This window comes from Kosakonia sp. YIM B13571, assembly GCF_042788095.1.
GTDB lineage: Bacteria > Pseudomonadota > Gammaproteobacteria > Enterobacterales > Enterobacteriaceae > Kosakonia > Kosakonia quasisacchari.
This window is the reverse complement of record NZ_JBHZPL010000013.1, coordinates 79,679-101,603: the sequence shown is the minus strand read 5'-3', so window position 1 is coordinate 101,603 and position 21,925 is coordinate 79,679. Positions and strand designations below refer to the sequence as shown.

The window sequence follows — 21,925 nt, the reverse complement described above, 5'->3', positions numbered from 1 at the left end:
CGCCATTGATAATCTTCGGCAATGCATAAGCTTCAAACAATTCTGGTTTATCACCTTGGGTTATCACACTACAATAACCCAATGAACCTATCCGAACAGGGACCCCAAAATGATTGATCCGAAGAAAATTGAACAGATTGCGCGACAGGTTCACGAATCCATGCCGAAAGGGATCCGTGAGTTTGGGGAAGACGTTGAGAAGAAAATCCGCCAGACGCTGCAATCGCAGTTAACCCGCCTCGATCTGGTCAGCCGCGAAGAGTTTGACGTGCAGACACAAGTTCTGTTGCGCACCCGCGAGAAACTGGCATTACTGGAACAGCGCCTCAGCGAGCTGGAAGCTCGCAACAGTGGCAACGTCGCCGAAGTAAAACCGGCACCCGCCATTCCACCGGTTGATGAACAATAGTAAAAAGCCCTCATAAAGAGGGCTTTTTCTTTTTCACCATTAACCAACAGCGCCGTTATTGGCTATCTTTCTGGATCTTTTTGATGATGTTGGTGGTTGAGCAACCATCTTCAAAGTTGAGCACCAGCACTTCGCCGCCGTTCGCCCACACTTCTTCGCTGCCAGCGATCTGTTCGGGTTTGTAATCCCCCCCTTTTACCAGCAGATCCGGCAGGATCCCGGCAATCAGGCGCTGCGGTGTATCCTCTTCAAACGATACTACCCAATCCACCGCTTCCAGCGCGCTCAGCACAATCATGCGCTGCTCCAGCGGGTTCACCGGGCGGGTTTCCCCTTTCAGGCGTTTGGTGGACGCGTCACTGTTAACCGCAACAATCAGGCGATCGCCCAGTTTGCGCGCATTCGCCAGATAAGAGACGTGTCCGGCATGCAGAATGTCGAACACCCCGTTGGTCATCACCACTTTCTCGCCGCGCTTACGCGCCGCTGCGACAGCGACTTTCAGTTCATCTTCCGTCATCACACCGAAGCCAGTTTCCGCACGGCCACGCACCGCGTTTTCAAGCTCGATTGGCGACACGATAGAGGTGCCAAGTTTACCGACCACCACGCCTGCGGCTGCGTTGGCGAAATAGCACGCCTCTTCCAGCGAATTCCCGGCCGCCAGCGTCGCCGCCAGCACACCAATCACCGTATCGCCTGCGCCGGTGACGTCATACACTTCCTGCGCCTGGGTCGGCATATGCAGCGGTGCTTTACCCGGCTGCAACAGCGTCATTCCTTGTTCGGAACGGGTAACCAGCAGCGCAGAGAGTTCGTAATCGGCAATCACTTTCATGCCGCGTTCAACGATCTCGTCTTCGCTTTTGCATTTCCCGGCTACTGCTTCAAATTCCGACAGATTCGGGGTCAGCAATGTCGCACCGCGATAGCGTTCAAAATCCGTGCCTTTCGGATCGATAAGCACCGGTACACCGGCTTTACGCGCCAGCGCGATCATCTGTTGAACGCTTGCCAGCGCACCTTTGGCGTAATCCGATAGCACCAGCGCGCCAATGCCGCTCAGCGCCTGGCTGATGCGTTCATGCAACGGTTGTGGATCGACCCCTTCAAAGCCCTCTTCAAAGTCCAGGCGAATCAGTTGCTGGTTGCGCGACAGCACACGTAATTTGGTGATCGTTGGATGCGTCGGAACAGAAACAAAGTCACATTTAACGTTAACATCCGCCAGCGCCTTACTCAGCGCGCGCGCCGCATCGTCAATGCCAGTCAGGCCAACCAGACGCGCCGTGGCGCCCAGCGAGGCGATGTTCATCGCCACGTTTGCCGCGCCGCCCGGACGCTCTTCAATGGTATCGACTTTAACAACCGGGACTGGCGCTTCCGGAGAGATGCGGCTGGTTGGGCCGTACCAGTAACGATCCAGCATCACATCACCCACCACCATTACACCGGCTTGCTTAAACTCTGGCAGCGTCACTTTCATTCCTGTCTCCTGAGAGATACAAAATTTGCGCGCGATAATACCACACTTACGCCGGGGCGCACGGTTCCACCAGCCACTTGTCCCAGCTGGTTTTGATAAGCGCACGCTCGGCGACAAAACAGGAGAGCGCCACATGCCCTGGCAGCTCTTGCAGCGCCAGGTGGTGCAGCTCATCACGCAGCGTGGTGTACGCCAGCGTCAATGCCTGCGCTTCCTGCTCCTCCATGATGCCATTTTGCGCAAGCCCTTCGAGAATGCGCACGTTATCCGACCAGCGCGTCAGTTTAGGCTTGTCATGGGCAAAGCGCAGCACCAGATATTGGGCGATAAACTCGATGTCTGTGATACCGCCCTCATCAGCTTTCAGATCGAAGCGGTCTTTGTGCTTGTTGCCGAGATGGGCGCGCATTTTCTCGCGCATTTCGCGCACTTCCGTTTGCAGCGTTGCGCCATCGCGAGGCGTCATCAAGATATCGCGGCGAATGGCATCAAATTCGGCGGTCAATTGCGGATCGCCGTACACCACGCGCGCACGCGCCAGTGCCTGATGCTCCCACGTCCAGGCTTCGTGTTGCTGATAATCGGCGAACGATTCCGTAGTGGTGACCAGCATCCCCGCAGCGCCAGATGGGCGCAGACGTGCGTCGACTTCATAAAGAATGCCGGACGACGTGCGCGTACTGAACAGGTGCATCACGCGCTGTGCGAGGCGCAGATAGAACTGGCGGCCATCGATTTCACGCTCGCCATCGGTCATCACATCCATCGGGCAGTCGTGCAGGAACACCAGATCCAGATCGGAACTGTAACCCAGCTCCCAGCCACCTAGTTTTCCATAACCAACCACCGCGAAACCTCGCCCTTCGCGATCGTGCAAATGCGTCGGCTGGCCATAACGCGCCACCATCTGCCCCCAGGCTTGCTGCACCACCGCATCTATAATCGCTTCCGCCAGCCAGGTTAAGTGATCACTCACTTTCATCACTGGCAGTGTACCGGCGATATCTGCCGCCGCCACACGCAGCAACTGCGCCTGCTTAAACTGCCGCAGCGCCTCCAGTTGTTGCTCTTCATCATCTTCCGGCACGCGCAGCAGATATTGTCGCAGCTCATCGCGATAGGCATTCATTGCCGTCGGTTGATAGAGCGTGTTCGGGTCGAGAAGTTCATCGAGCAGGATCGGGTAGCGCGCCAGTTGGCTGGCAACCATAGGCGAAGCGGCGCACAGGGAAATCAGGTGTTTCAGTGCGCCGGGGAATTCACTCAGCAGCTCAAGGTAGGTCGTGCGGGTAATAATCCCGGTGAGCAGTGGTGTCAGGCGCGACAGCGGCACTGGCGCATCGTCGCGCGAACAAACATCGCTGAGCAGATGCGGCATTAAGTGATCAAGCACCTGCCGCCCGCGCGGGCCAATGGTGCGTTTATCCATCTCGTTGCGAAAATCAGCAATCAGCGCCACCACGCGACGGCGATCATCCTCTGAGAGGTGTGCCAACACAGGCGTAGAGTCCTCCTCCTGCAAGGCGTCCTGCCACAGTTCGCGCCAGCTCTCAGAAAGGGCATCTTCTGACGAATCCGTTTCATCATCGCCAATCAAATCGTTGAAAATCTGACGCACCGCAGACATGTGCGCATCCAGCGTTTCGCTGAGCGCTTCCCAGCTCTCTTTGCCCATTCCCCAGGCGAGGCGCACGCGATTCAACTCATCGCCCGGCAGCGTCTGTGTCTGTTCGTCATTGATGCTTTGCAGCAGATTTTCCAGCCGTCGTAGCCACAAATACGCTTCGCGCAGCCGGGCTGCATCGCCATCCGGCAGCAGATGCAGTTGATCTATGGCAGCAAGCGTCGGCAACAGCGAGCGGGATTGCAGCGCAGGCTCGCGACCGCCGCGAATCAACTGGAAAACCTGGACGATAAATTCAATTTCGCGGATCCCGCCCGCACCGAGTTTAATGTTGTCTTTCAGGCCACGGCGACGCACTTCGCGGGCAATCATCCCTTTCATGTTACGCAGGGACTGGATCACGCTGAAGTCGATATAGCGGCGGAAGACAAACGGGCGCAGCATCGCGCGTAACTCTCGCGCATGATCGCCGTCGTTGTCGCCCATAATGCGCGCTTTCACCATCGCGTAGCGTTCCCAGTCGCGCCCCTGCTCCTGGTAATAATCTTCCAGCGCGGCGAAGCTCAGCACCAGCGGTCCGCTATCGCCAAACGGGCGCAAGCGCATATCGACGCGGTAGACAAAGCCATCTTGCGTTGGCTGGTCGAGGACTTTAATCAGCCGTTGGCCAAGGCGGGTGAAAAATTGGGCATTATCCAGTTCACGACGCCCGCCGCGCGTTGCGCCATTTTCCGGCCAGGCAAAAATCAAATCGATATCGGATGAAAAATTGAGTTCGCCGCCGCCCAGTTTTCCCATGCCAAGCACCAGCATCGGCTGCGCCACGCCTTGCGGATTGCACGGCGTTCCCCACTCACGACAGCATGCGTCATAAAGCCAGTCACGCGCGGCGACGATCAGGGTTTCCGCCAGTACGCTGAGCTGTTGCAGGATAGCCTCTTCCGCCACTAACTGTAGCGCCTGGCTCCAGGCGATACGCACCATGATCCGGCGGCGAAACAGCCGCAGCGCACGCATCAGCGAGGCTTCATCAGTGACGCCATCCAGTGCCGCTTGCAGCCATGGCGCATAGTTTTGCCACTCGTTCGCAGGCGGCGGCGTGCTTTCAAGCTCCGCCAGCCACTCAGGATGCGCGATGATGCTGTCCTGAACAAAATCACTAAAAGTGAGCACTGACTGCGCCTGCGCGCTCAATGGCTGCGAGGTAAGCGATTCCGGCAGACGAGAAAAAACCGTTTGCCAGTGCTGCGACAATCCTGCGTGGTGCGGCATGCGAAATATCCTTTCGTTAACGTTTTCCGCTGTGCAACCAGAACGGCTCCTGGGTAATCGCGGTATTACGGAAATGTTCGATTTCGACTCTCTGGCGCGTTTCAATGGCGTACTGAAGACCCTGCCAATTTTCCAGCCATTCCACGGCCCGCGCCCGGTCATAATGTCCGGCGAGCAGGAATGCGCTGTCGATATCTCGCGCCAGGCGTGGCAACTGGTCGCGATAGCTGTCGCCCAGCGGCTGGGCAAAGGCTTTTTTCAGCTCAGCGGCGCTGCGTGACAGATGAACATCAGCAAAGCGTTTAAAAGAGTCGGCGAATTTGGCCTGCGCTTTTGCATCAAGGAAGGTTCGCCAGCCCTGCGTCACTAACCACTCGGTCAGCACCAGTTTCGCCAGGGCAGATTGTGCGCTCCACACCGCCGTATTTGCTGAAACGGCAGAAGTAATGGTCGCTTCGGACTGTGTCAACAGATCACGTAAGTGAGCGCTCGCTTTTCGCGGAACAATACCGCCAAACAGCGCCAGCGTGTGGCGTAGCAACGCAATGGCGCTCAGAACGTCGGCTTTCGCTTTCTCATTTCCACGCACCCACAGCTCTTCATGGTATTGCCATTGTGACAACGCCAGTTCCAGCGCGGCGGCAAAAGCCTGCTCGATGCTAGCCTTGGCGGGGGTTTGCAGAATCGCCGTTGGGCGGCGTTCGCGCACGGCATTGCCCTGCGCCAGGTGATAACCGCGCGCCGCTTTGCTCAGGCTGCCCTGACGTAACCCGGAAACATTTACCAGTTGGCGCGCCAGCTTGAGGATATCCGCCGGAGAACCGCTCAGCAGTTCCAGCTCCAGTTCACAAATCGGCTCGGCAAATTCACCCGCTTTGACTTCGCCTAAATCAAGGCCAATTTCAATGCGGCTCTCGCCAACGTTAACCAGCCATTTTTCACGGTAGAAATCCGTGCTAAACAGCGGCTGCACTCGCGCTTGTAAATCTGCAGGTAGCACGCCATCAGGCCACACTTCCGCCGGGAAGCGCGCAAGATCAAGCTCGGGCTGGGTAAGCGGAATATTGTATTCAGGCCGCTGATGCAAACCGCCAATCACCCGCCCGGCGATTTTCATCGTCATCTCGTACTGGCCGTCAAAACCGCGGATGCGCAGCCCCATATCGTGACTGCGCAGCCAGTTATCCGGCGTCTCGTAATAAATGTTGAGTAACTGGCTGGACGCGATATGTTCTTCGGTCAGCGTATGCAGATGTTGACGAAGCGTTTCCACGCTGTCGCTCTTCACGATAAACTTTAATTCGATTTCCTGAGCCATGGCCTTGCACTTATGGTTATGTCACATCAGTGAAAATTTCGGCGAACTAACGCGCCCGATGTTTGTCAGTAGATAGTATTTTGTGTCAAATTGCCATGCAATGCGCAATCTGACGGGTGCAAAAGTTCGCGTAAGTGTGCAGTTTGACCTGGAAGATTCCGATTGATGCCAGCAGCCGGGTGTCGTCAGACTGTTGCCACTGTTTATCACTCACGTTTAATGAAAATAATGACTGCCTGATGCCAAAATTACGCCTGATTGGATTGACCCTTTTTGCACTTAGCGTGTCTGTTGGTACCCACGCCGAAGAAAAACGTTATGTTTCCGACGAACTGAATACCTGGATACGTAGCGGCCCGGGCGATAATTATCGCCTTGTCGGCACGGTGAATGCCGGCGAGGAAGTCACGCTGTTGCAGGAAAACAGTGATTACGGCCAGGTGCGCGATAGCACCGGGCGTACCGCGTGGATCCCCTTGAAAGAGCTGAACAGCCAGCCAAGCCTGCGCACCCGTGTGCCGGAACTGGAAAACCAGGTGAAAACACTGACCGATAAACTGAACAATATCGACAATACCTGGAACCAGAAAACCGCCGAAATGCAGCAGAAAGTCGCCCAGAGCGATGGCGTGATTAGCGGGCTGAAAGATGAAAATCAAAAGCTCAAAAATGAGTTAATCGTGGCGCAGAAGAAGGTGAGCGCCGCGAACCTGCAACTGGATGACAAACAGCGCACCATCATTATGCAGTGGTTTATGTATGGCGGCGGTGTGCTGGGCGCGGGCCTGATCCTCGGTCTGTTGTTACCGCATATGATCCCCACCCGTAAACGCAAAGATCGCTGGATGAACTAAGCAGATTCGCCATCTTCTCTACACTTACGTATTATCTGTCAGCAAATGTGTAGAGGAGAGTGGCGGCGTGAAGAGTTATCTGGTCGGTGGTGCAGTACGCGATATGTTGTTGGGCCTGCCGGTCAAAGACAAAGATTGGGTTGTTGTCGGCGCGACGCCGCAAGCGATGCTTGACGCGGGTTACCAGCAGGTAGGCCGCGATTTTCCTGTGTTCCTCCATCCGCAAAGCCACGAAGAGTATGCGCTGGCGCGTACCGAGCGTAAGTCTGGCTCCGGCTATACCGGTTTCACCTGTTATGCAGCACCAGACGTTACGCTGGAGCAGGATCTGCTACGCCGCGATTTAACCGTGAATGCGCTGGCGCAAGATAGCCAGGGCGAGATTATCGATCCCTATGGCGGCCAGCAGGATCTGCGTAACCGCATTCTGCGCCACGTTTCCCCGGCTTTTGGTGAAGATCCGCTGCGCGTGTTACGCGTCGCGCGCTTTGCCGCCCGTTACGCACACCTCAGCTTCCGTATCGCCGATGAAACGCTGGCCTTAATGCGCTCGATGACCGAAGCGGGCGAACTTGAACACCTGACAGCCGAACGGGTGTGGAAAGAGACCGAAAATGCGCTGCAAACCCGCAATCCGCAGGTTTATTTTCAGGTGTTACGCGATTGCGGCGCGCTGAAAGTGCTGTTCCCGGAAATTGACGCCCTGTTTGGCGTACCGGCACCGGCGAAATGGCACCCAGAAATCGACACGGGCGTACATACGCTGATGACGCTCTCAATGGCGGCAATGCTCAGCCCGCAGGTGGACGTGCGCTTCGCTACCTTGTGCCACGATTTAGGCAAGGGCTTGACGCCAAAAGCGCTCTGGCCGCGCCATCATGGGCACGGCCCGGCGGGCGTAAAACTGGTCGATGGGTTGTGCCAGCGGCTACGCGTCCCAAACGAGATCCGCGATTTAGCCAAACTGGTGGCGGAGTTTCACGACCTGATTCATACCTTCCCCATTTTGCAGCCGAAAACCATCGTCAAACTGTTCGATTCTATCGACGCGTGGCGTAAACCGCAGCGTGTTGAGCAAATCGCACTAACCAGCGAAGCGGACGTGCGTGGGCGCACCGGTTTTGAAGCCTGCGACTATTCGCAGGGGCGTTTACTGCGTGAAGCCTGGGAAGTGGCGCGCGCCGTGCCGACTAAACCAGTCATAGAGGCAGGTTTTAAGGGAGCGGAAGTGCGTGAAGAACTGACGCGTCGGCGGATTGCGGCGCTGGCGGCCTGGAAGGAACATCGTTGCCCTCAGCCGAAAGACTGAGGGCGCAAGTCTTAGAAGAAAACCAGATAAACCGCTGCCGCGACCACAAAACGGTAAATCGCGAATGGAATAAAGGAGATGTGTTTAATCAGCTCCAGGAAGGTTTTAATGGCGATCAGCGCAACGATAAACGCGGTGATAAAACCGACGGCGAACATCGGGATATCCCCCACGGTGAGAAAGCCCATGCTCTTGTAGAGATCCAGTACCGTCGCGCCCATCATCATCGGCACCGCCAGCAGGAAAGAGAACTCGGACGCCGCATAGCGGCTAACGCCCATCAGCATACCGCCGGAGATCGTCGCCCCGGAACGGGAAAAACCCGGCCACAGCGCCAGACACTGGAAGCAACCAATCATAAACGCCTGGCGATAAGTCATGTCATCAACGCCCTGCGCGCGCGGGACTTTCGGCTTCAGCACTTCAGCGGCAATCAGCAAGACACCACCGACCACCAGCGCATAGGTCACGTTTAGCGGGTTAAACAGCAACTTGATGGTATCGTGGAATACCAGCCCCAGCACCACCGCCGGGATCATGCCTAGCAGGATATGAATCAGCGTCAGGCGGCCGGTGCCAGTGCCTTCATGCGGCTGCTTGCCGAAATGAATGCCGATCAGGCCAAACAAACGCCGCCAGAACATCACCACTACCGCGAGGATCGAACCTAACTGGATCACCACCTCGAACGTTTTTGCCGTATCACCTTCAAAGCCTAATAAATGCCCCACGATGATCATGTGACCGGTACTGGATACGGGCAGAAATTCTGTGAGACCTTCAACGACACCCAGAATGGCTGCTACCAGCAATGAATGCATATCGCCCATCAAATAAACCCCTAAAAAGATATAAAAAACGGCTTATCCCGCGGAGAAGCCGTGAAAGACCGAGATCTATGACCTGAATACTAGCGCTTGGTTTAACTATTATGAATTTAAATACTTTCTTTCGGATTTAAGCCACGCTCAATGATTACGCCCACATTCAACGCCCGCGCAACCGCACCTGGTTTGCTCAATTTGATACGCACCCAGGGCGAGTTAAAGCGCGCCAGCAACAGCTCAGCCACCTCCTCCGCAACGCGTTCAACCAGCGCAAAACGCCCGCCTTCGACATGGCCGATAATCACATCTGCGATATCCGCATAGCTCAGACAATCGTTCACATTGTCGCTTTTCGCCGCAACGCGGTTATCCCAGGCCATTTCGATATCGAACACCAGCTTCTGCTCAATGGTCTGTTCCCAGTCGTAAACACCAATAGTGGTAATAACCGAAAGCTGCTCTATAAATACAATGTCCATTTCACCTCGCCTGCTATTTGCCCCGCCATTGCCGCTGCCAGGCCGCATCTTTCTTGGCTACCTGTCAGATTTTGCGCAAAACCTGGATACCACTTTCCCTCATTTATGCGTATTATCCATGGATGCAGAGAATAAAACGACATTTTCACAACGGAACAGCGTTATGAGTGCAATCGCGCCTGGGATGATTCTCCTTGCATACCTTTGTGGCTCTATTTCCAGCGCCATTCTGGTCTGCCGCATCGCCGGTCTGCCCGATCCGCGCGAGAGTGGCTCCGGCAACCCCGGAGCGACCAACGTATTACGCATTGGCGGCAAAGGTGCAGCGCTAACGGTCCTGATTTTTGACGTCTTAAAAGGCATGCTGCCGGTGTGGGGCGCGTACGCGCTTGGCATAACGCCGTTCTGGCTCGGCCTTATTGCGATTGCCGCCTGTCTTGGCCATATCTGGCCGGTTTTCTTTAAGTTTCAAGGTGGTAAAGGGGTGGCAACGGCATTTGGCGCTATTGCACCTATCGGCTGGGATTTAACAGGCGTGATGGCGGGAACCTGGCTGTTAACGGTACTGCTGAGCGGCTATTCATCGCTGGGGGCGATTGTCAGCGCGTTGATCGCACCCTTTTATGTCTGGTGGTTCAAACCGCAGTTCACTTTCCCGGTCGCGATGCTGTCCTGCCTGATCCTGCTACGCCATCACGACAATATTCAGCGCCTGTGGCGACACCAGGAAGGCAAAATCTGGTCGAAGCTGAAAAAGAAAAAAGAAGAGAAAGAAAAGGCGTCATAATATCGCCCGGCGCACAGTGTGCTACCGGGCAATCACGGTTTACGCCGCAGGCAACTCCGCCAGTGGCCAGCGCGGACGCACTGTCACACCCAGCCCTGCATCATTACCCGCTTTCAGACGCACCATTCCCGCATAGGCGATCATCGCGCCGTTATCAGTGCAAAACTCCGGGCGCGCATAGAACACTTCGCCGCGACGCTTGTGCATCATTTCCGCCAGTTTCGCGCGCAGCGTACGGTTGGCGCTCACACCGCCCGCCATCACCAGACGCGTAAAACCGGTTTGATCCAGCGCACGCTTGCATTTGATCATCAGCGTATCAACCACTGCGTCTTCAAACGCACGCGCGATATCAGCGCGGGTTTGCTCGTCAGAGCCGTTGTTACGAATGGTGTTCGCCGCGAAAGTTTTCAGACCGGAGAAGCTAAAATCCAGCCCCGGACGATCGGTCATTGGGCGCGGGAAGACAAAACGGCCTTCGGTGCCCTGAGCCGCCAGTTTTGACAGCATCGGCCCGCCTGGGTAATCAAGCCCCAGCAGTTTGGCCGTTTTATCAAAGGCTTCCCCGGCGGCATCGTCAATCGACTCACCGAGTAGCTCGTAATGCCCGATGCCGGTTACGCTGATGAGCTGCGTATGCCCACCGGAAACCAGCAGTGCAACGAATGGAAACGCTGGTGGGTTTTCTTCCAGCATTGGCGCCAGCAAATGCCCTTCCATATGATGAACCGGGATAGCGGGAACGTCCCAGGCAAAAGCGAGCGAGCGGCCAACCGTCGCGCCAACCAGCAGCGCGCCGACGAGACCAGGCCCTGCGGTATAGGCCACCGCATCGATATCTTTCGCCGTTAATCCGGACTCTTTCAGCGCGGCCTGAATCAGCGGCACGGTTTTACGCACGTGATCGCGCGAAGCCAGTTCTGGCACGACGCCGCCGTAATCGGCGTGGAGTTTTACCTGACTATACAGTTGGTTGGCTAACAGCCCTTGTTGATCGTCATAAATAGCGATGCCGGTTTCATCGCAGGATGTTTCAATGCCCAGTATGCGCATGACTCTGTTTACCTCTTTGCAATAGCGCGCAGTGTAGGGCGAATGCGGGTCGAAGTAAAACTTTGCTCACTCATGCAGCAGAGTTCGTGTATACTCCTCACCCTTACAAAAGTCCCCTTTCAAAAAGGGCGGCGGTGCTTTACAAAGCAGCAGCACTTGCAGTAAAATTCCGCACCATTTTGAAATAAGCTGGCGTGAACGCCAGCGGCAAACCGAATTAATCAAAGGTGAGAGGCACATGCCGGTAATTAAAGTACGTGAAAACGAGCCGTTCGACGTAGCTCTGCGTCGCTTCAAACGTTCCTGCGAGAAAGCAGGTGTTCTGGCGGAAGTTCGTCGTCGTGAGTTCTATGAAAAACCGACTACCGAACGTAAACGCGCTAAAGCATCCGCAGTGAAACGTCACGCGAAGAAACTGGCTCGCGAAAACGCACGCCGTACTCGTCTGTACTAATCCGTCAGGGCAAACGCCCTTTCGTTTAGACCGAGTTGTAGTTGTAAGGCCGTGCTTCCGAAAGGAATGCGCGGCTTATTTTCGTTTATAACCTGATATAACCTGCGGATTTCGGTCGCATTATGTTGGCCCGGAAAACGACGGCTATAAAAGATCAAAACGGGGCCTATGGCTGGACGAATCCCACGTGTCTTTATTAGTGACCTGCTGGCGCGCACCGACATCGTCGATCTCATCGACGCGCGTGTAAAGCTGAAGAAGCAGGGCAAGAATTATCACGCGTGCTGTCCATTCCATAATGAAAAAACGCCCTCTTTCACCGTGAACGGTGAAAAACAGTTTTACCACTGCTTTGGCTGTGGCGCGCATGGCAACGCCCTCGACTTCCTGATGAACTACGACAAGCTCGAGTTCGTGGAAAGCGTTGAAGAACTGGCGGCGATGCACAATCTTGAAGTACCGTTTGAAGCAGGCAGTGGGCCCAGCCTGATAGAGCGCCATCAACGGCAAACGCTCTATCAATTAATGGATGGGCTAAACGCATTTTATCAGCAATCGTTGACACAACCTGCCGCAGAGCCTGCACGCCAGTATCTGTCCAGACGCGGTTTGAGCAGCGAAATCATTGAGCGGTTCGCCATTGGTTACGCGCCTCCCGGCTGGGACAATGTATTAAAGCGTTTTGGCGGCAACAGCGAAAACCGTAAGTCACTGATTGATGCGGGTATGTTGGTCACAAACGATCAGGGACGCAGTTACGATCGTTTCCGCGAACGGGTCATGTTTCCCATTCGCGACAAACGTGGCCGGGTGATTGGTTTTGGTGGGCGCGTTCTGGGTAACGATACGCCTAAGTACCTGAACTCCCCGGAAACGGATATTTTCCATAAGGGCCGCCAATTGTATGGCCTTTATGAAGCGCAACAGGACAATGACGAACCTCAACGGCTGTTGGTCGTCGAAGGTTATATGGACGTGGTGGCGCTGGCGCAATACGGCATCAACTACGCGGTGGCGTCGCTCGGAACATCAACAACGGCGGATCATATTCAGTTACTTTTTCGCGTGACGAAAAATGTTATCTGTTGTTACGACGGCGACCGTGCTGGCCGTGATGCCGCATGGCGAGCGCTGGAAACCGCGCTGCCTTATATGAACGATGGTCGTCAGCTGCGTTTTATGTTTTTACCGGACGGTGAAGATCCGGACACGCTGGTGCGAAAAGAAGGCAAAGAGGCGTTCGAAGCGCGCATGGAGCAGGCATTGCCGCTCTCCACGTTTCTGTTTAACAGCCTGTTGCCGCAGGCGGATTTAACCACGCCGGACGGTACAACGCAGCTTGCCGCATTAGCGCTGCCGTTAATCAACCAGGTGCCGGGCGAAACGCTACGCATCCAGTTGCGGCAGTTGTTGGGGAATAAAATTGGCATATTCGACGATGCTCAGCTTGATCGATTAATGCCAAAACAGGTGGAAAGCGCGACGACTCGCCCCGCTCCGCAGCTAAAACGCACAACCATGCGTATACTGATAGGGTTATTGATCCAGAACCCGGAACTGGCTCCGAAGGTTCCGCCGTTAGAGGGTTTGGATCAATCAAGGCTTGCCGGGCTTGGCTTATTTACAGAACTGGTCAACACTTGTTTGTCACAGCCAGGTCTGACTACCGGCCAGTTGCTGGAGCACTATCGCGGCACAAAAGAGGCCGCAACCCTTGAAAAACTGTCGATGTGGGACGATATAGCAGATAAAGACATCGCTGAAAAAACGTTCACCGACGCGCTCAATCATATGTTTGATTCGATGCTTGAACGGCGGCAGGAAGAGTTAATCGCTCGTGACCGCACACATGGTTTAAGCAGTGAAGAACGCCGGGAACTCTGGCAATTGAACCAGGAACTGGCAAAAAAGTGAATTCAACGGCTTAAGTGCCGATAACCGATCGGGAAGATCCCGACAGCCGCGATGAGGGCCAGCGGCAAAAATATAAATACACCCTCGAGTTAAATGTTGGCGGTTTATTTCGCCGACCGACACCAACCCTCATGAATTAAGTGTGGATACCGTCTTATGGAGCAAAACCCGCAGTCACAGCTGAAGCTTCTTGTCACCCGTGGTAAGGAGCAAGGCTATCTGACCTATGCCGAGGTCAATGACCATCTGCCGGAAGATATCGTCGACTCCGATCAGATCGAAGACATCATCCAAATGATCAACGACATGGGCATCCAGGTGATGGAAGAAGCACCGGACGCCGATGATCTGTTGCTGGCCGAAAACTCCAACAACACTGACGAAGATGCGGAAGAAGCCGCCGCACAAGTGCTTTCCAGCGTTGAATCTGAAATCGGGCGAACCACTGACCCGGTGCGCATGTACATGCGCGAAATGGGCACCGTTGAACTGCTGACCCGCGAAGGCGAAATCGACATCGCTAAACGCATCGAAGATGGCATCAACCAGGTTCAGTGCTCCGTTGCCGAGTACCCGGAAGCGATCACCTATCTGCTGGAGCAGTATGATCGCGTTGAAGCTGAGCAGGCTCGCCTCTCTGATTTGATCACTGGCTTTGTCGATCCAAATGCTGAAGAAGACATGGCGCCAACCGCGACCCATGTCGGTTCTGAACTCTCCAGCGAAGAGATGGATGATGATGAAGACGAAGAAGATGAAGAAGACGACGACAGCGATGATGACAACAGCATCGATCCTGAACTGGCGCGTGCAAAATTCGCTGAGCTACGTACCCAGTACGAACTGACTCGCGACACCATCAAAGCCAAAGGACGCAGCCACGTTGCCGCGCAGGAAGAGATCCTAAAGCTGTCTGAAGTGTTCAAACAGTTCCGACTGGTGCCAAAACAGTTCGATTACCTGGTTAACAGCATGCGAGTCATGATGGATCGCGTGCGTACCCAGGAACGCATCATCATGAAACTGTGCGTTGAACAGTGCAAAATGCCGAAGAAAAACTTCATTACGCTCTTCACCGGCAACGAAACCAATGAAACCTGGTTCAACGCTGCGCTGGCCATGAACAAACCGTGGTCGGAAAAACTGCATGAAGTTGCAGAAGAAGTTCAACGCGGCCTGATGAAGCTGCAGCAAATTGAAGAAGAAACCGGCCTGACCATTGAGCAGGTGAAAGACATCAACCGTCGTATGTCTATCGGCGAAGCGAAAGCGCGTCGTGCGAAGAAAGAGATGGTGGAAGCGAACTTACGTCTGGTTATTTCTATCGCCAAGAAATACACCAACCGCGGTCTGCAGTTCCTCGATCTGATTCAAGAAGGCAACATCGGTCTGATGAAAGCGGTTGATAAGTTCGAATACCGCCGTGGTTACAAGTTCTCCACCTACGCAACCTGGTGGATCCGTCAGGCGATCACCCGTTCCATCGCGGATCAGGCGCGCACCATCCGTATTCCGGTGCATATGATTGAGACTATCAACAAGCTCAACCGTATCTCCCGCCAGATGCTGCAGGAAATGGGCCGTGAGCCCACGCCGGAAGAGCTGGCTGAGCGTATGCTGATGCCGGAAGATAAGATTCGTAAAGTGCTGAAAATCGCGAAAGAGCCTATCTCCATGGAAACACCGATCGGTGATGATGAAGATTCGCATCTGGGTGATTTCATCGAGGATACCACCCTCGAACTGCCGCTGGACTCTGCAACCACTGAAAGTCTGCGTGCTGCAACGCACGACGTTCTGGCTGGCCTGACCGCCCGTGAAGCGAAAGTGCTGCGTATGCGTTTCGGTATCGATATGAACACCGACCACACGCTGGAAGAAGTGGGTAAACAGTTTGACGTAACCCGCGAACGTATCCGTCAGATCGAAGCGAAAGCGCTGCGGAAACTGCGCCATCCGAGCCGTTCTGAAGTGCTGCGTAGCTTCCTCGACGATTAATTCGTCAGGCGATAAAAAAGCTCCCATATGGGAGCTTTTTTTTGCCCGCGATTTGCCGTTACAAGCCGCGAGTCACCAGTGCCTCGTCCAGTTCACGATACGCTTCCACCAGCTTATCCAGCGTTGCGCGGTTAAGCCCGCTGGGGTTTGGCAGCACCCAGACCTGCGTCACGCCGATAGTCATATTTTGCTTGCCCCAGTTTGCACCGCGCACGCTAAACGCCTGCTCAAAGGCTTGCTTTCCTAACACCGCCAGCGCAGCAGGCTGATAATCCTCAATTTTCTTGACCAGTTCTCTGCCCCCGCTACGCAGCTCATGCAACCCGACTTCCGTGGCTTGCACCGTTGGCCGCTCAACCAGCATGGTGATGCCACAGCGGGTATCCAGCAGATGCCGCTCATCTTCCGGGCGCAGTTGCTGGTCAGTAAAACCGGCCTGATGGATAACTTTCCAGAAACGATTCCCCGGATGGGCAAAGTGGAAACCGGTATGGGCAGATGATTTACCCGGATTTATGCCACAAAACACCACACGTAGCCCCGGTGCCAGAATATCGTGGATCATGCTTAACTCCCGAACAAAAGCGATAAACTCCAGTATAAGAGATTGAAAATGCGTTGTTTATAAAAACATCAGCCAGGCGATTCCTGCTGGATTGCAGGGGTAAGTTACTTTATAATTCCCCGCCACGGCCCCTTAGCTCAGTGGTTAGAGCAGGCGACTCATAATCGCTTGGTCGTTGGTTCAAACCCAACAGGGGCCACCAAATTTTAGCTTTAAAATCATATGTCTAAGCCACTTCCATTGAAGTGGCTTTTTTGTTTCTGGATTCTGGTGAGCCACAAAAATGGCGGTAGGTTTTAAATAAATGCCGAGGACTTCTGCAAAAGAAGCATAGGGTAATCATGCCAACAGGAGTTCTCATGCGGCTATTTATCCAGGGGAAGGAGATTACAGAGGAGTTTCTCGCTGAACTTTACCCTCTGGTGAAAAGGTGGCCGCTCCTCATCCTGTCAGCAAACGCATTATTCGTTTTCATAAAACACCACGCGCGGAAAACAACGGGGATAATGATGATGTAGTGGAGTAAAGGTGCTCTTTTCACTTTCGCAGTATTGCCGTTCGCCAGAATTGCGCAGGCAGACAGCATACAGTGCCCGCGTAATGACCAGATGTTTATCCTGCACATCCGCGAGATTGCAGAAACCCGGCGACTGTCACGGGATGATCCAGAATGATTATGTCTTTGACATGCTTACACCGCAACATATCGACGTGGCTCTTTGCCCCTAATAACCTACTCAAGAAGTTCCTTATCTCTTCGGCGTGCAACTTCTGAGCTTCAGGAAAGTTAATCTTTCAGCCGCTTCTGTACCGACGGAGATGAGCAGAATTAACCGTGCCGATGCAAAAAGAAAAGAGAAGTAAAAAGCCTGTCAAATTATCAACCTGCCGATTTGATATTTACTCATCCAACTCCTAATCTTCCTTCATCAGACCAATGAGCAATGCATTGGGCCATGCTACCGCAGAGGCGAAAACCGCTGCACAAAGTGGGGAGTGTTTGCCGTGAGTTTCCAGCCCAGATATGCCAGCAGTGAATCACCTGATCCGGTCGAAGCTGTTGCCCAGTTTGCCGCCCAAATTGGTCATGAAGATGTTGAAACCATCCTTTTCTTTTGCTCTCCGGATTACGATCTGGAGGTGTTAGGCCGAGAATTAAAAAACACCTTCTCCTGCCCCTGCATCGGTTGTACCTCCTCCGGCCATATTGGCACTGAAGGTTTTCAGCATTCGGGGCTGCTGGGTCTTGGGCTGAGCAGTGGTTTTCACGCCCGCGCGTTTATCATTCATCCTCTGCTTGAATACACCTCGGTGATTGCGGATATTGCGGAAACCATTCGCCGCGACAGCGAAGAAAGACCAAACCTGTATCGTTTTGGTCTGTTACTGGTGGATGGTCTTTCGATGGCCGAAGAGCGGTTGGTGGCCAATCTTTATCAACAGATTGGTAATGTGCCCCTCATTGGCGGCTCTGCCGGTGACGACCTCCGTTTCGAAAAAAGCTTTATTTATGATGATGATGGACATTTTATTTCTGACGCTGCCGTTTTCGCGGTTATCGAAACCAGTTCACCGGTCGCCACGTTTAAGATCCAACACTTCGTACCCAGCGATGTCGAGTTGGTTATTACCGAGGCAGACGCGGAAAAACGGCTCATTATGGAGATCAACGGTGAACCTGCCGCTCAGGTCTATGCCGAATCCCTGGGTCTTACCATCGACGAATTGACACCGACCGTCTTTTCCCGCAATCCACTGGTGCTCTCCTTCGGAGATGAGCCCTACGTCCGTTCCATACAGAAAATGAACGACGATCTCTCGCTTACCTGTTATTGCGCTATCGAAGAGGGGTTGATCGTTTCGATCGGCAAAGCGGAGGATCCGATCCAGACGTTTAGCCAGGCTTTTGAAAAAGTACATGAGACGATCCCAAACCCTGCGGTCATCATCGGCTGCGATTGTATCCTGCGCCGTCTCCAGTTCGAAAAAGAGGGGCTGGAACAGCAGATCGGCGAAATCATGGTGCAGAACAGGGTGGTAGGTTTTTCAACCTACGGTGAGCAGTACAACGGGTTGCATGTCAACCAGACATTTACCGGCGTCGCCATTGGAGGGTAAATATCATGTCGCTCTTTTCCGAAGCCTCGACCCCGGGTCTGTCCCCTGTCGACTACGAGCGCAAACTTGCTGCCCGGGATAAAACCATTGATGTGCTGAAACGCCGCATCGCCCAGGAAGCCAGGCACAGTCACGCCACACCATTTGCCATTCTCGAACAAAATGTCGGGCTGGAGAAAGTGGTCGCGCGTAAGACAATGGAATTAGAAAACGAACGGCACGAGCTGGAAAAAGCGCTGGCCGAGCTGCGTCTTGCGCAGATACAGCTACTTCAGGCGCAAAAAATGGAATCTATCGGTCAGCTCGCCGCTGGCATCGCCCACGAAATCAACACCCCGACGCAGTATGTTTCCGATAATGTTGGCTTCATAAAGGGTGCCACGGACTCGCTGCTAAAACTGCTGAATGCCGCCCTCGCGCTCGCTGACGTTGCACGAGATAAAATGGCCGATGATCCCGCAATGGCAGAGTTCGATACGATGCTCAAACGCACAAAAATTGATTTTCTGCGTCGGCAAATTCCCGGTGCACTGGACGAATCTCTCGAAGGCCTTGAGCACATTGCCCGCATTGTCGCCGCGATGAAGGAATTTTCCCACCCTTCGAAGAATGTGAAGGAGATGCTAGATGTGCGCGATGTGATTAACACCACGGTCACGGTGGCCCGCAACGAATGGAAATATGTGGCGGAGCTCGAAACGCACATCGCTGACAACTTACCGCAACTCCCTTGCCTGCGTGACATGGTCGGACAAGCCATTCTCAACCTGGTGGTCAATGCCGCCCACGCCATTGCGGATACCCTGCAGGAAGGGGTGAAAGAGAAAGGCCGCATCGTTATCTCAGCATTACAGAACGGCGAATATGTTGAAATCCGCATCCAGGATGATGGCAGTGGCATACCGGCCGCCATCCGCGACCGCATTTTCGATCCTTTCTTCACCACGAAAGCGGTGGGGAAAGGGACAGGACAAGGGCTGGCGATTGTCTATTCAACCGTGGTGGACAAACATAATGGAAAAATTCGCTGCGAGTCAGAAGAAGGCGTGGGTTCCACGTTTATCCTGCAATTTCCGCTCAATTGCCGCACCGAGGATGAACCTGCATGCAAGTGATGTTCGTTGATGACGAAAGCCGTGTGCTTTCCGGCATTGAGCGCGCCATCATGATGCAAGATACCGAATGGGAATGCCGCTTCGCCAACAGTGGACCTGAAGCGCTGACCATGCTGGAAGAGACCCCGGCGGATGTCGTGGTCTCCGATATGCGAATGCCTTTTATGGATGGCGCAGAGTTACTGGCGCAGGTGCGCAACCGTTGGCCAGGCACAATACGTATCATTTTATCCGGCTACTCAGAACCTGGCGCAACCCAGCGTATGCTGGAAGTCGCGCATCGATTTGTCTCAAAACCCTGCGACAGCGCGAAATTAGTAGAGATGATCGAAAGCGCGCTTTCTCTGCGCACAATGTTCAACGATCCGGCGGTGCTCGACGTGGTCGGTCGGATCAATCAATTACCTGCCGCACCGAAAGTGTTCACCGAAGTTCAACATCTTCTCAATAACCCCGATAGCGATACCCGGCAGATTGCCGAATTGCTGGGCAGCGACCCGGCGCTGAGCGTCAAAATCATGCAGCTTGCGAACTCAGCCTGGTTCAACAGAGGTTCGCAAATCCACGATATCGGTAGCGCTATTACACTTCTCGGCATGGATCAGGTGAAATTGCTGGTGCTGACGTCACACTGTTTTACCGACGCGAAAAGGGATCCTTTTGTCAGCGAGTTACGGCGAGTTTCTCTTCTTGCTTCCTCACTTTCCGCCCGGATTGCAGGCCATCAGGGGCTGGAACCTACCGCCGCGCTGCTCGCAAATATTGCGAAGCTGATCCCCGAAATGAGCGAGATCGGTAGCGAAGTAACCACATGTAATGATATTCCCATGCATGCTGCGGTGGGCGCTTACCTGCTGGCGGTATGGGGGTTACCCCTGGATATCGTCGAAATAGTGGCCGGGCACGCTCATCCCTCACGTTTCGCGCATGATACGTTCGGTGCGCTTGGTGTGGTACATGTCGCTGTGGCGCTGGCCAACAACAGCGCCCCCGACCGCGATTACCTTGAAAAAGCAGGCGTGCTTAACCAGCTACCTCTATGGCAACAGATGCTCGCTAACTTACAGGACACTCTTCATGACTGATACCACCTTGCCCAGGGTGCTGTGCGTAGATGATGAACCTAACGTACTCGCCGCGATGGAACGAAACCTGTTTGGCGAATTTGATGTGGTGGTAGCGCCGAGCGGGGAAGCCGGTCTGGACGCTATTCGTTGGGGAGAACGCTTTGCGGTGATCATGTCCGATATGCGCATGCCCGGCATGGATGGCGCCACGTTCCTGGCGAAAGCACGCGAACTCTCGCCTGATAGCGTGCGGCTCCTGCTTACCGGCCAGGCCGATGTGGAGTCCTCTATTGCCGCCATCAATAAAGGTGCCATTTTCCGCTATCTCTGCAAACCGTGTCCGAAAGACGAGCTGGTCGCGGCGCTTAACGACGCCGTGCGCCAGTATCGTCTCGTCTGCGCGGAAAAAGAGTTGCTGGCAACTACCCTTACCGCCTCAGTCAAAACGCTAACGGAAGTGCTTGCCATGGTCGCCCCATGGGCATTTCAGCGGGCGGCATTCGCACAATCTTGCGTCCGCCACGCACTGCCGAAGCTGGAGTGGCCAGATGAGTGGATCTACACCATTGCCGCGTCACTAAGCCAAATTGGTTGTGTTGGCATTCCCGCCGATATCGTTCAGGCCGATGCTGCTCAGCGCAAGCTCTCGGAGGAGGAGAAAAAGCTGTTGCTGGGGCATCCCGACGTCGCGGGAAAACTGGTGGAAAATATTCCCCGTCTTGAACTGGTCGCTGGCATCATTCGCCACCAGGCAAAAGAGCCCTCACCCAACGTGCCTCTAGAGGTTTTACGTGGTGCCCATCTGCTGCGCGCAGCCCTTGAGCTGGAGCGGCATGCGGCGCGGGGATGGAGCCTGGAGCGACCATGGGAAATTCTGCGGGCGGCGCACCCACCGTTACCCGAATACATCATTAAATCCCTGTCAGATTTCCGCTCTAATGTGACCGGCGTGCGCTCTGCGCGTATTCGCGAACTGATGCCGGGTTGGGTGGTTGACGAAGATATCCGCACCACCAATGGCTTGATGGTGCTGACCAAAGGGCACGAATTGACCGATACCGCGATCTCGGCTCTGCAGCGTTTGCTCGCCGCCAACGCCATCGAGGAACCCATCCGGGTTCGCGGTCTGCCGGAAAGCGCATAGTCTGCTTAAACTGCGCGTGATCGAGACGGCTAAACATGTTGTGATACCGCATCCCAAAAAACGGTGACAGGCGGGGCTAACGCCCCGCCATAAAGCAACTTTTCGCTCGTTTCGCGGCAAAAAGACGCCATA

General features: G+C 54.5%; 18 protein-coding genes and 1 tRNA gene. 12 read left to right on the top strand and 7 right to left on the bottom strand.

Annotated features, from left to right (window positions below):
• Nucleotides 1-109 precede the first annotated feature (109 nt).
• A complete protein-coding gene (gene ubiK / locus ACFX4O_RS21760; RefSeq protein WP_131407616.1) occupies nt 110-409 on the top strand; it encodes a ubiquinone biosynthesis accessory factor UbiK in 300 nt (99 codons plus the stop codon).
• Nucleotides 410-464: 55 nt separating this feature from the next.
• On the opposite strand, the gene hldE is transcribed toward ubiK, so the two are convergent.
• Genes hldE through ACFX4O_RS21745 form a run of 3 tightly spaced genes read right to left on the bottom strand, consistent with a single transcriptional unit; the run spans nt 465 to nt 6,109 of the window.
• Nucleotides 465-1,895, bottom strand: a complete 1,431-nt coding sequence (gene hldE, locus ACFX4O_RS21755; protein WP_380211185.1) for a bifunctional D-glycero-beta-D-manno-heptose-7-phosphate kinase/D-glycero-beta-D-manno-heptose 1-phosphate adenylyltransferase HldE — start codon at nt 1,893-1,895, stop codon at nt 465-467.
• A 46-nt stretch (nt 1,896-1,941) separates the two neighbouring features.
• A complete protein-coding gene (gene glnE, locus ACFX4O_RS21750; protein ID WP_380211184.1) occupies nt 1,942-4,791 on the bottom strand; it encodes a bifunctional [glutamate--ammonia ligase]-adenylyl-L-tyrosine phosphorylase/[glutamate--ammonia-ligase] adenylyltransferase in 2,850 nt (949 codons plus the stop codon).
• 16 nt (nt 4,792-4,807) lie between these two features.
• Nucleotides 4,808-6,109, bottom strand: coding sequence for an inorganic triphosphatase (locus ACFX4O_RS21745; RefSeq protein WP_131407623.1), 1,302 nt, complete (start codon nt 6,107-6,109; stop codon nt 4,808-4,810).
• A gap of 239 nt (nt 6,110-6,348) precedes the next feature.
• Here ACFX4O_RS21745 and ACFX4O_RS21740 point away from each other — a divergent pair, with 239 nt between their 5' ends.
• Together ACFX4O_RS21740 and ACFX4O_RS21735 are read left to right on the top strand one after the other, a co-directional pair.
• Nucleotides 6,349-6,963, top strand: a complete 615-nt coding sequence (locus tag ACFX4O_RS21740; protein WP_131407625.1) for a TIGR04211 family SH3 domain-containing protein — start codon at nt 6,349-6,351, stop codon at nt 6,961-6,963.
• 67 nt (nt 6,964-7,030) lie between these two features.
• Nucleotides 7,031-8,272: a multifunctional CCA addition/repair protein gene (locus ACFX4O_RS21735; RefSeq protein WP_380211182.1), complete on the top strand. Its 1,242-nt coding sequence runs from the start codon at nt 7,031-7,033 to the stop codon at nt 8,270-8,272.
• Nucleotides 8,273-8,283: 11 nt separating this feature from the next.
• On the opposite strand, the gene bacA is transcribed toward ACFX4O_RS21735, so the two are convergent.
• Nucleotides 8,284-9,102 carry an undecaprenyl-diphosphate phosphatase gene (gene bacA, locus ACFX4O_RS21730; RefSeq protein WP_131407629.1) on the bottom strand — a complete coding sequence of 273 codons (819 nt, stop codon included), beginning with the start codon at nt 9,100-9,102 and terminating at the stop codon, nt 8,284-8,286.
• A 107-nt stretch (nt 9,103-9,209) separates the two neighbouring features.
• The gene (gene folB, locus ACFX4O_RS21725) at nt 9,210-9,578 is read right to left on the bottom strand and encodes a bifunctional dihydroneopterin aldolase/7,8-dihydroneopterin epimerase (RefSeq protein ID WP_065370028.1); all 369 of its coding nucleotides are present in this window, start codon (nt 9,576-9,578) and stop codon (nt 9,210-9,212) included.
• Between the two features lie 163 nt (nt 9,579-9,741).
• Between folB and plsY the strand changes: the two genes are divergently transcribed.
• Nucleotides 9,742-10,365, top strand: a complete 624-nt coding sequence (plsY, locus tag ACFX4O_RS21720) for a glycerol-3-phosphate 1-O-acyltransferase PlsY (RefSeq protein WP_131407631.1) — start codon at nt 9,742-9,744, stop codon at nt 10,363-10,365.
• A gap of 39 nt (nt 10,366-10,404) precedes the next feature.
• Here plsY and tsaD read toward each other — a convergent pair whose 3' ends face one another.
• Nucleotides 10,405-11,418, bottom strand: a complete 1,014-nt coding sequence (gene tsaD, locus ACFX4O_RS21715) for a tRNA (adenosine(37)-N6)-threonylcarbamoyltransferase complex transferase subunit TsaD (RefSeq protein ID WP_017457433.1) — start codon at nt 11,416-11,418, stop codon at nt 10,405-10,407.
• 238 nt (nt 11,419-11,656) lie between these two features.
• Between tsaD and rpsU the strand changes: the two genes are divergently transcribed.
• The 3 genes from rpsU to rpoD all read left to right on the top strand — a co-directional run bounded on the left by rpsU (nt 11,657) and on the right by rpoD (nt 15,784).
• Nucleotides 11,657-11,872 (top strand): 30S ribosomal protein S21, encoded by a 216-nt coding sequence (gene rpsU / locus ACFX4O_RS21710; protein WP_001144069.1) that lies wholly within the window; start codon nt 11,657-11,659, stop codon nt 11,870-11,872.
• A 168-nt stretch (nt 11,873-12,040) separates the two neighbouring features.
• Nucleotides 12,041-13,786, top strand: a complete 1,746-nt coding sequence (gene dnaG, locus ACFX4O_RS21705) for a DNA primase (RefSeq protein ID WP_380211181.1) — start codon at nt 12,041-12,043, stop codon at nt 13,784-13,786.
• Between the two features lie 156 nt (nt 13,787-13,942).
• Nucleotides 13,943-15,784 carry an RNA polymerase sigma factor RpoD gene (gene rpoD, locus ACFX4O_RS21700; protein ID WP_131407637.1) on the top strand — a complete coding sequence of 614 codons (1,842 nt, stop codon included), beginning with the start codon at nt 13,943-13,945 and terminating at the stop codon, nt 15,782-15,784.
• Between the two features lie 58 nt (nt 15,785-15,842).
• Here the strand turns inward: rpoD and mug are convergent, their stop codons facing one another.
• Nucleotides 15,843-16,349 (bottom strand): G/U mismatch-specific DNA glycosylase, encoded by a 507-nt coding sequence (mug, locus tag ACFX4O_RS21695; protein WP_131407639.1) that lies wholly within the window; start codon nt 16,347-16,349, stop codon nt 15,843-15,845.
• A 126-nt stretch (nt 16,350-16,475) separates the two neighbouring features.
• Between mug and ACFX4O_RS21690 the strand changes: the two genes are divergently transcribed.
• The 5 genes from ACFX4O_RS21690 (at nt 16,476) to ACFX4O_RS21670 (ending at nt 21,793) form a co-directional block, all read left to right on the top strand.
• Nucleotides 16,476-16,551, top strand: a tRNA-Ile gene (locus ACFX4O_RS21690).
• 803 nt (nt 16,552-17,354) lie between these two features.
• Nucleotides 17,355-18,467 carry an FIST N-terminal domain-containing protein gene (locus ACFX4O_RS21685; RefSeq protein ID WP_380211179.1) on the top strand — a complete coding sequence of 371 codons (1,113 nt, stop codon included), beginning with the start codon at nt 17,355-17,357 and terminating at the stop codon, nt 18,465-18,467.
• Nucleotides 18,468-18,472: 5 nt separating this feature from the next.
• Nucleotides 18,473-19,582, top strand: coding sequence for a sensor histidine kinase (locus ACFX4O_RS21680; RefSeq protein WP_380211178.1), 1,110 nt, complete (start codon nt 18,473-18,475; stop codon nt 19,580-19,582).
• Nucleotides 19,573-20,667 carry an HDOD domain-containing protein gene (locus tag ACFX4O_RS21675; protein ID WP_380211176.1) on the top strand — a complete coding sequence of 365 codons (1,095 nt, stop codon included), beginning with the start codon at nt 19,573-19,575 and terminating at the stop codon, nt 20,665-20,667. Before ACFX4O_RS21680 ends, ACFX4O_RS21675 begins: the two co-directional genes overlap by 10 nt.
• Complete coding sequence (locus ACFX4O_RS21670) at nt 20,660-21,793, top strand: response regulator (RefSeq protein ID WP_131407647.1); 1,134 nt, start codon at nt 20,660-20,662, stop codon at nt 21,791-21,793. Before ACFX4O_RS21675 ends, ACFX4O_RS21670 begins: the two co-directional genes overlap by 8 nt.
• Nucleotides 21,794-21,925 lie beyond the last annotated feature (132 nt).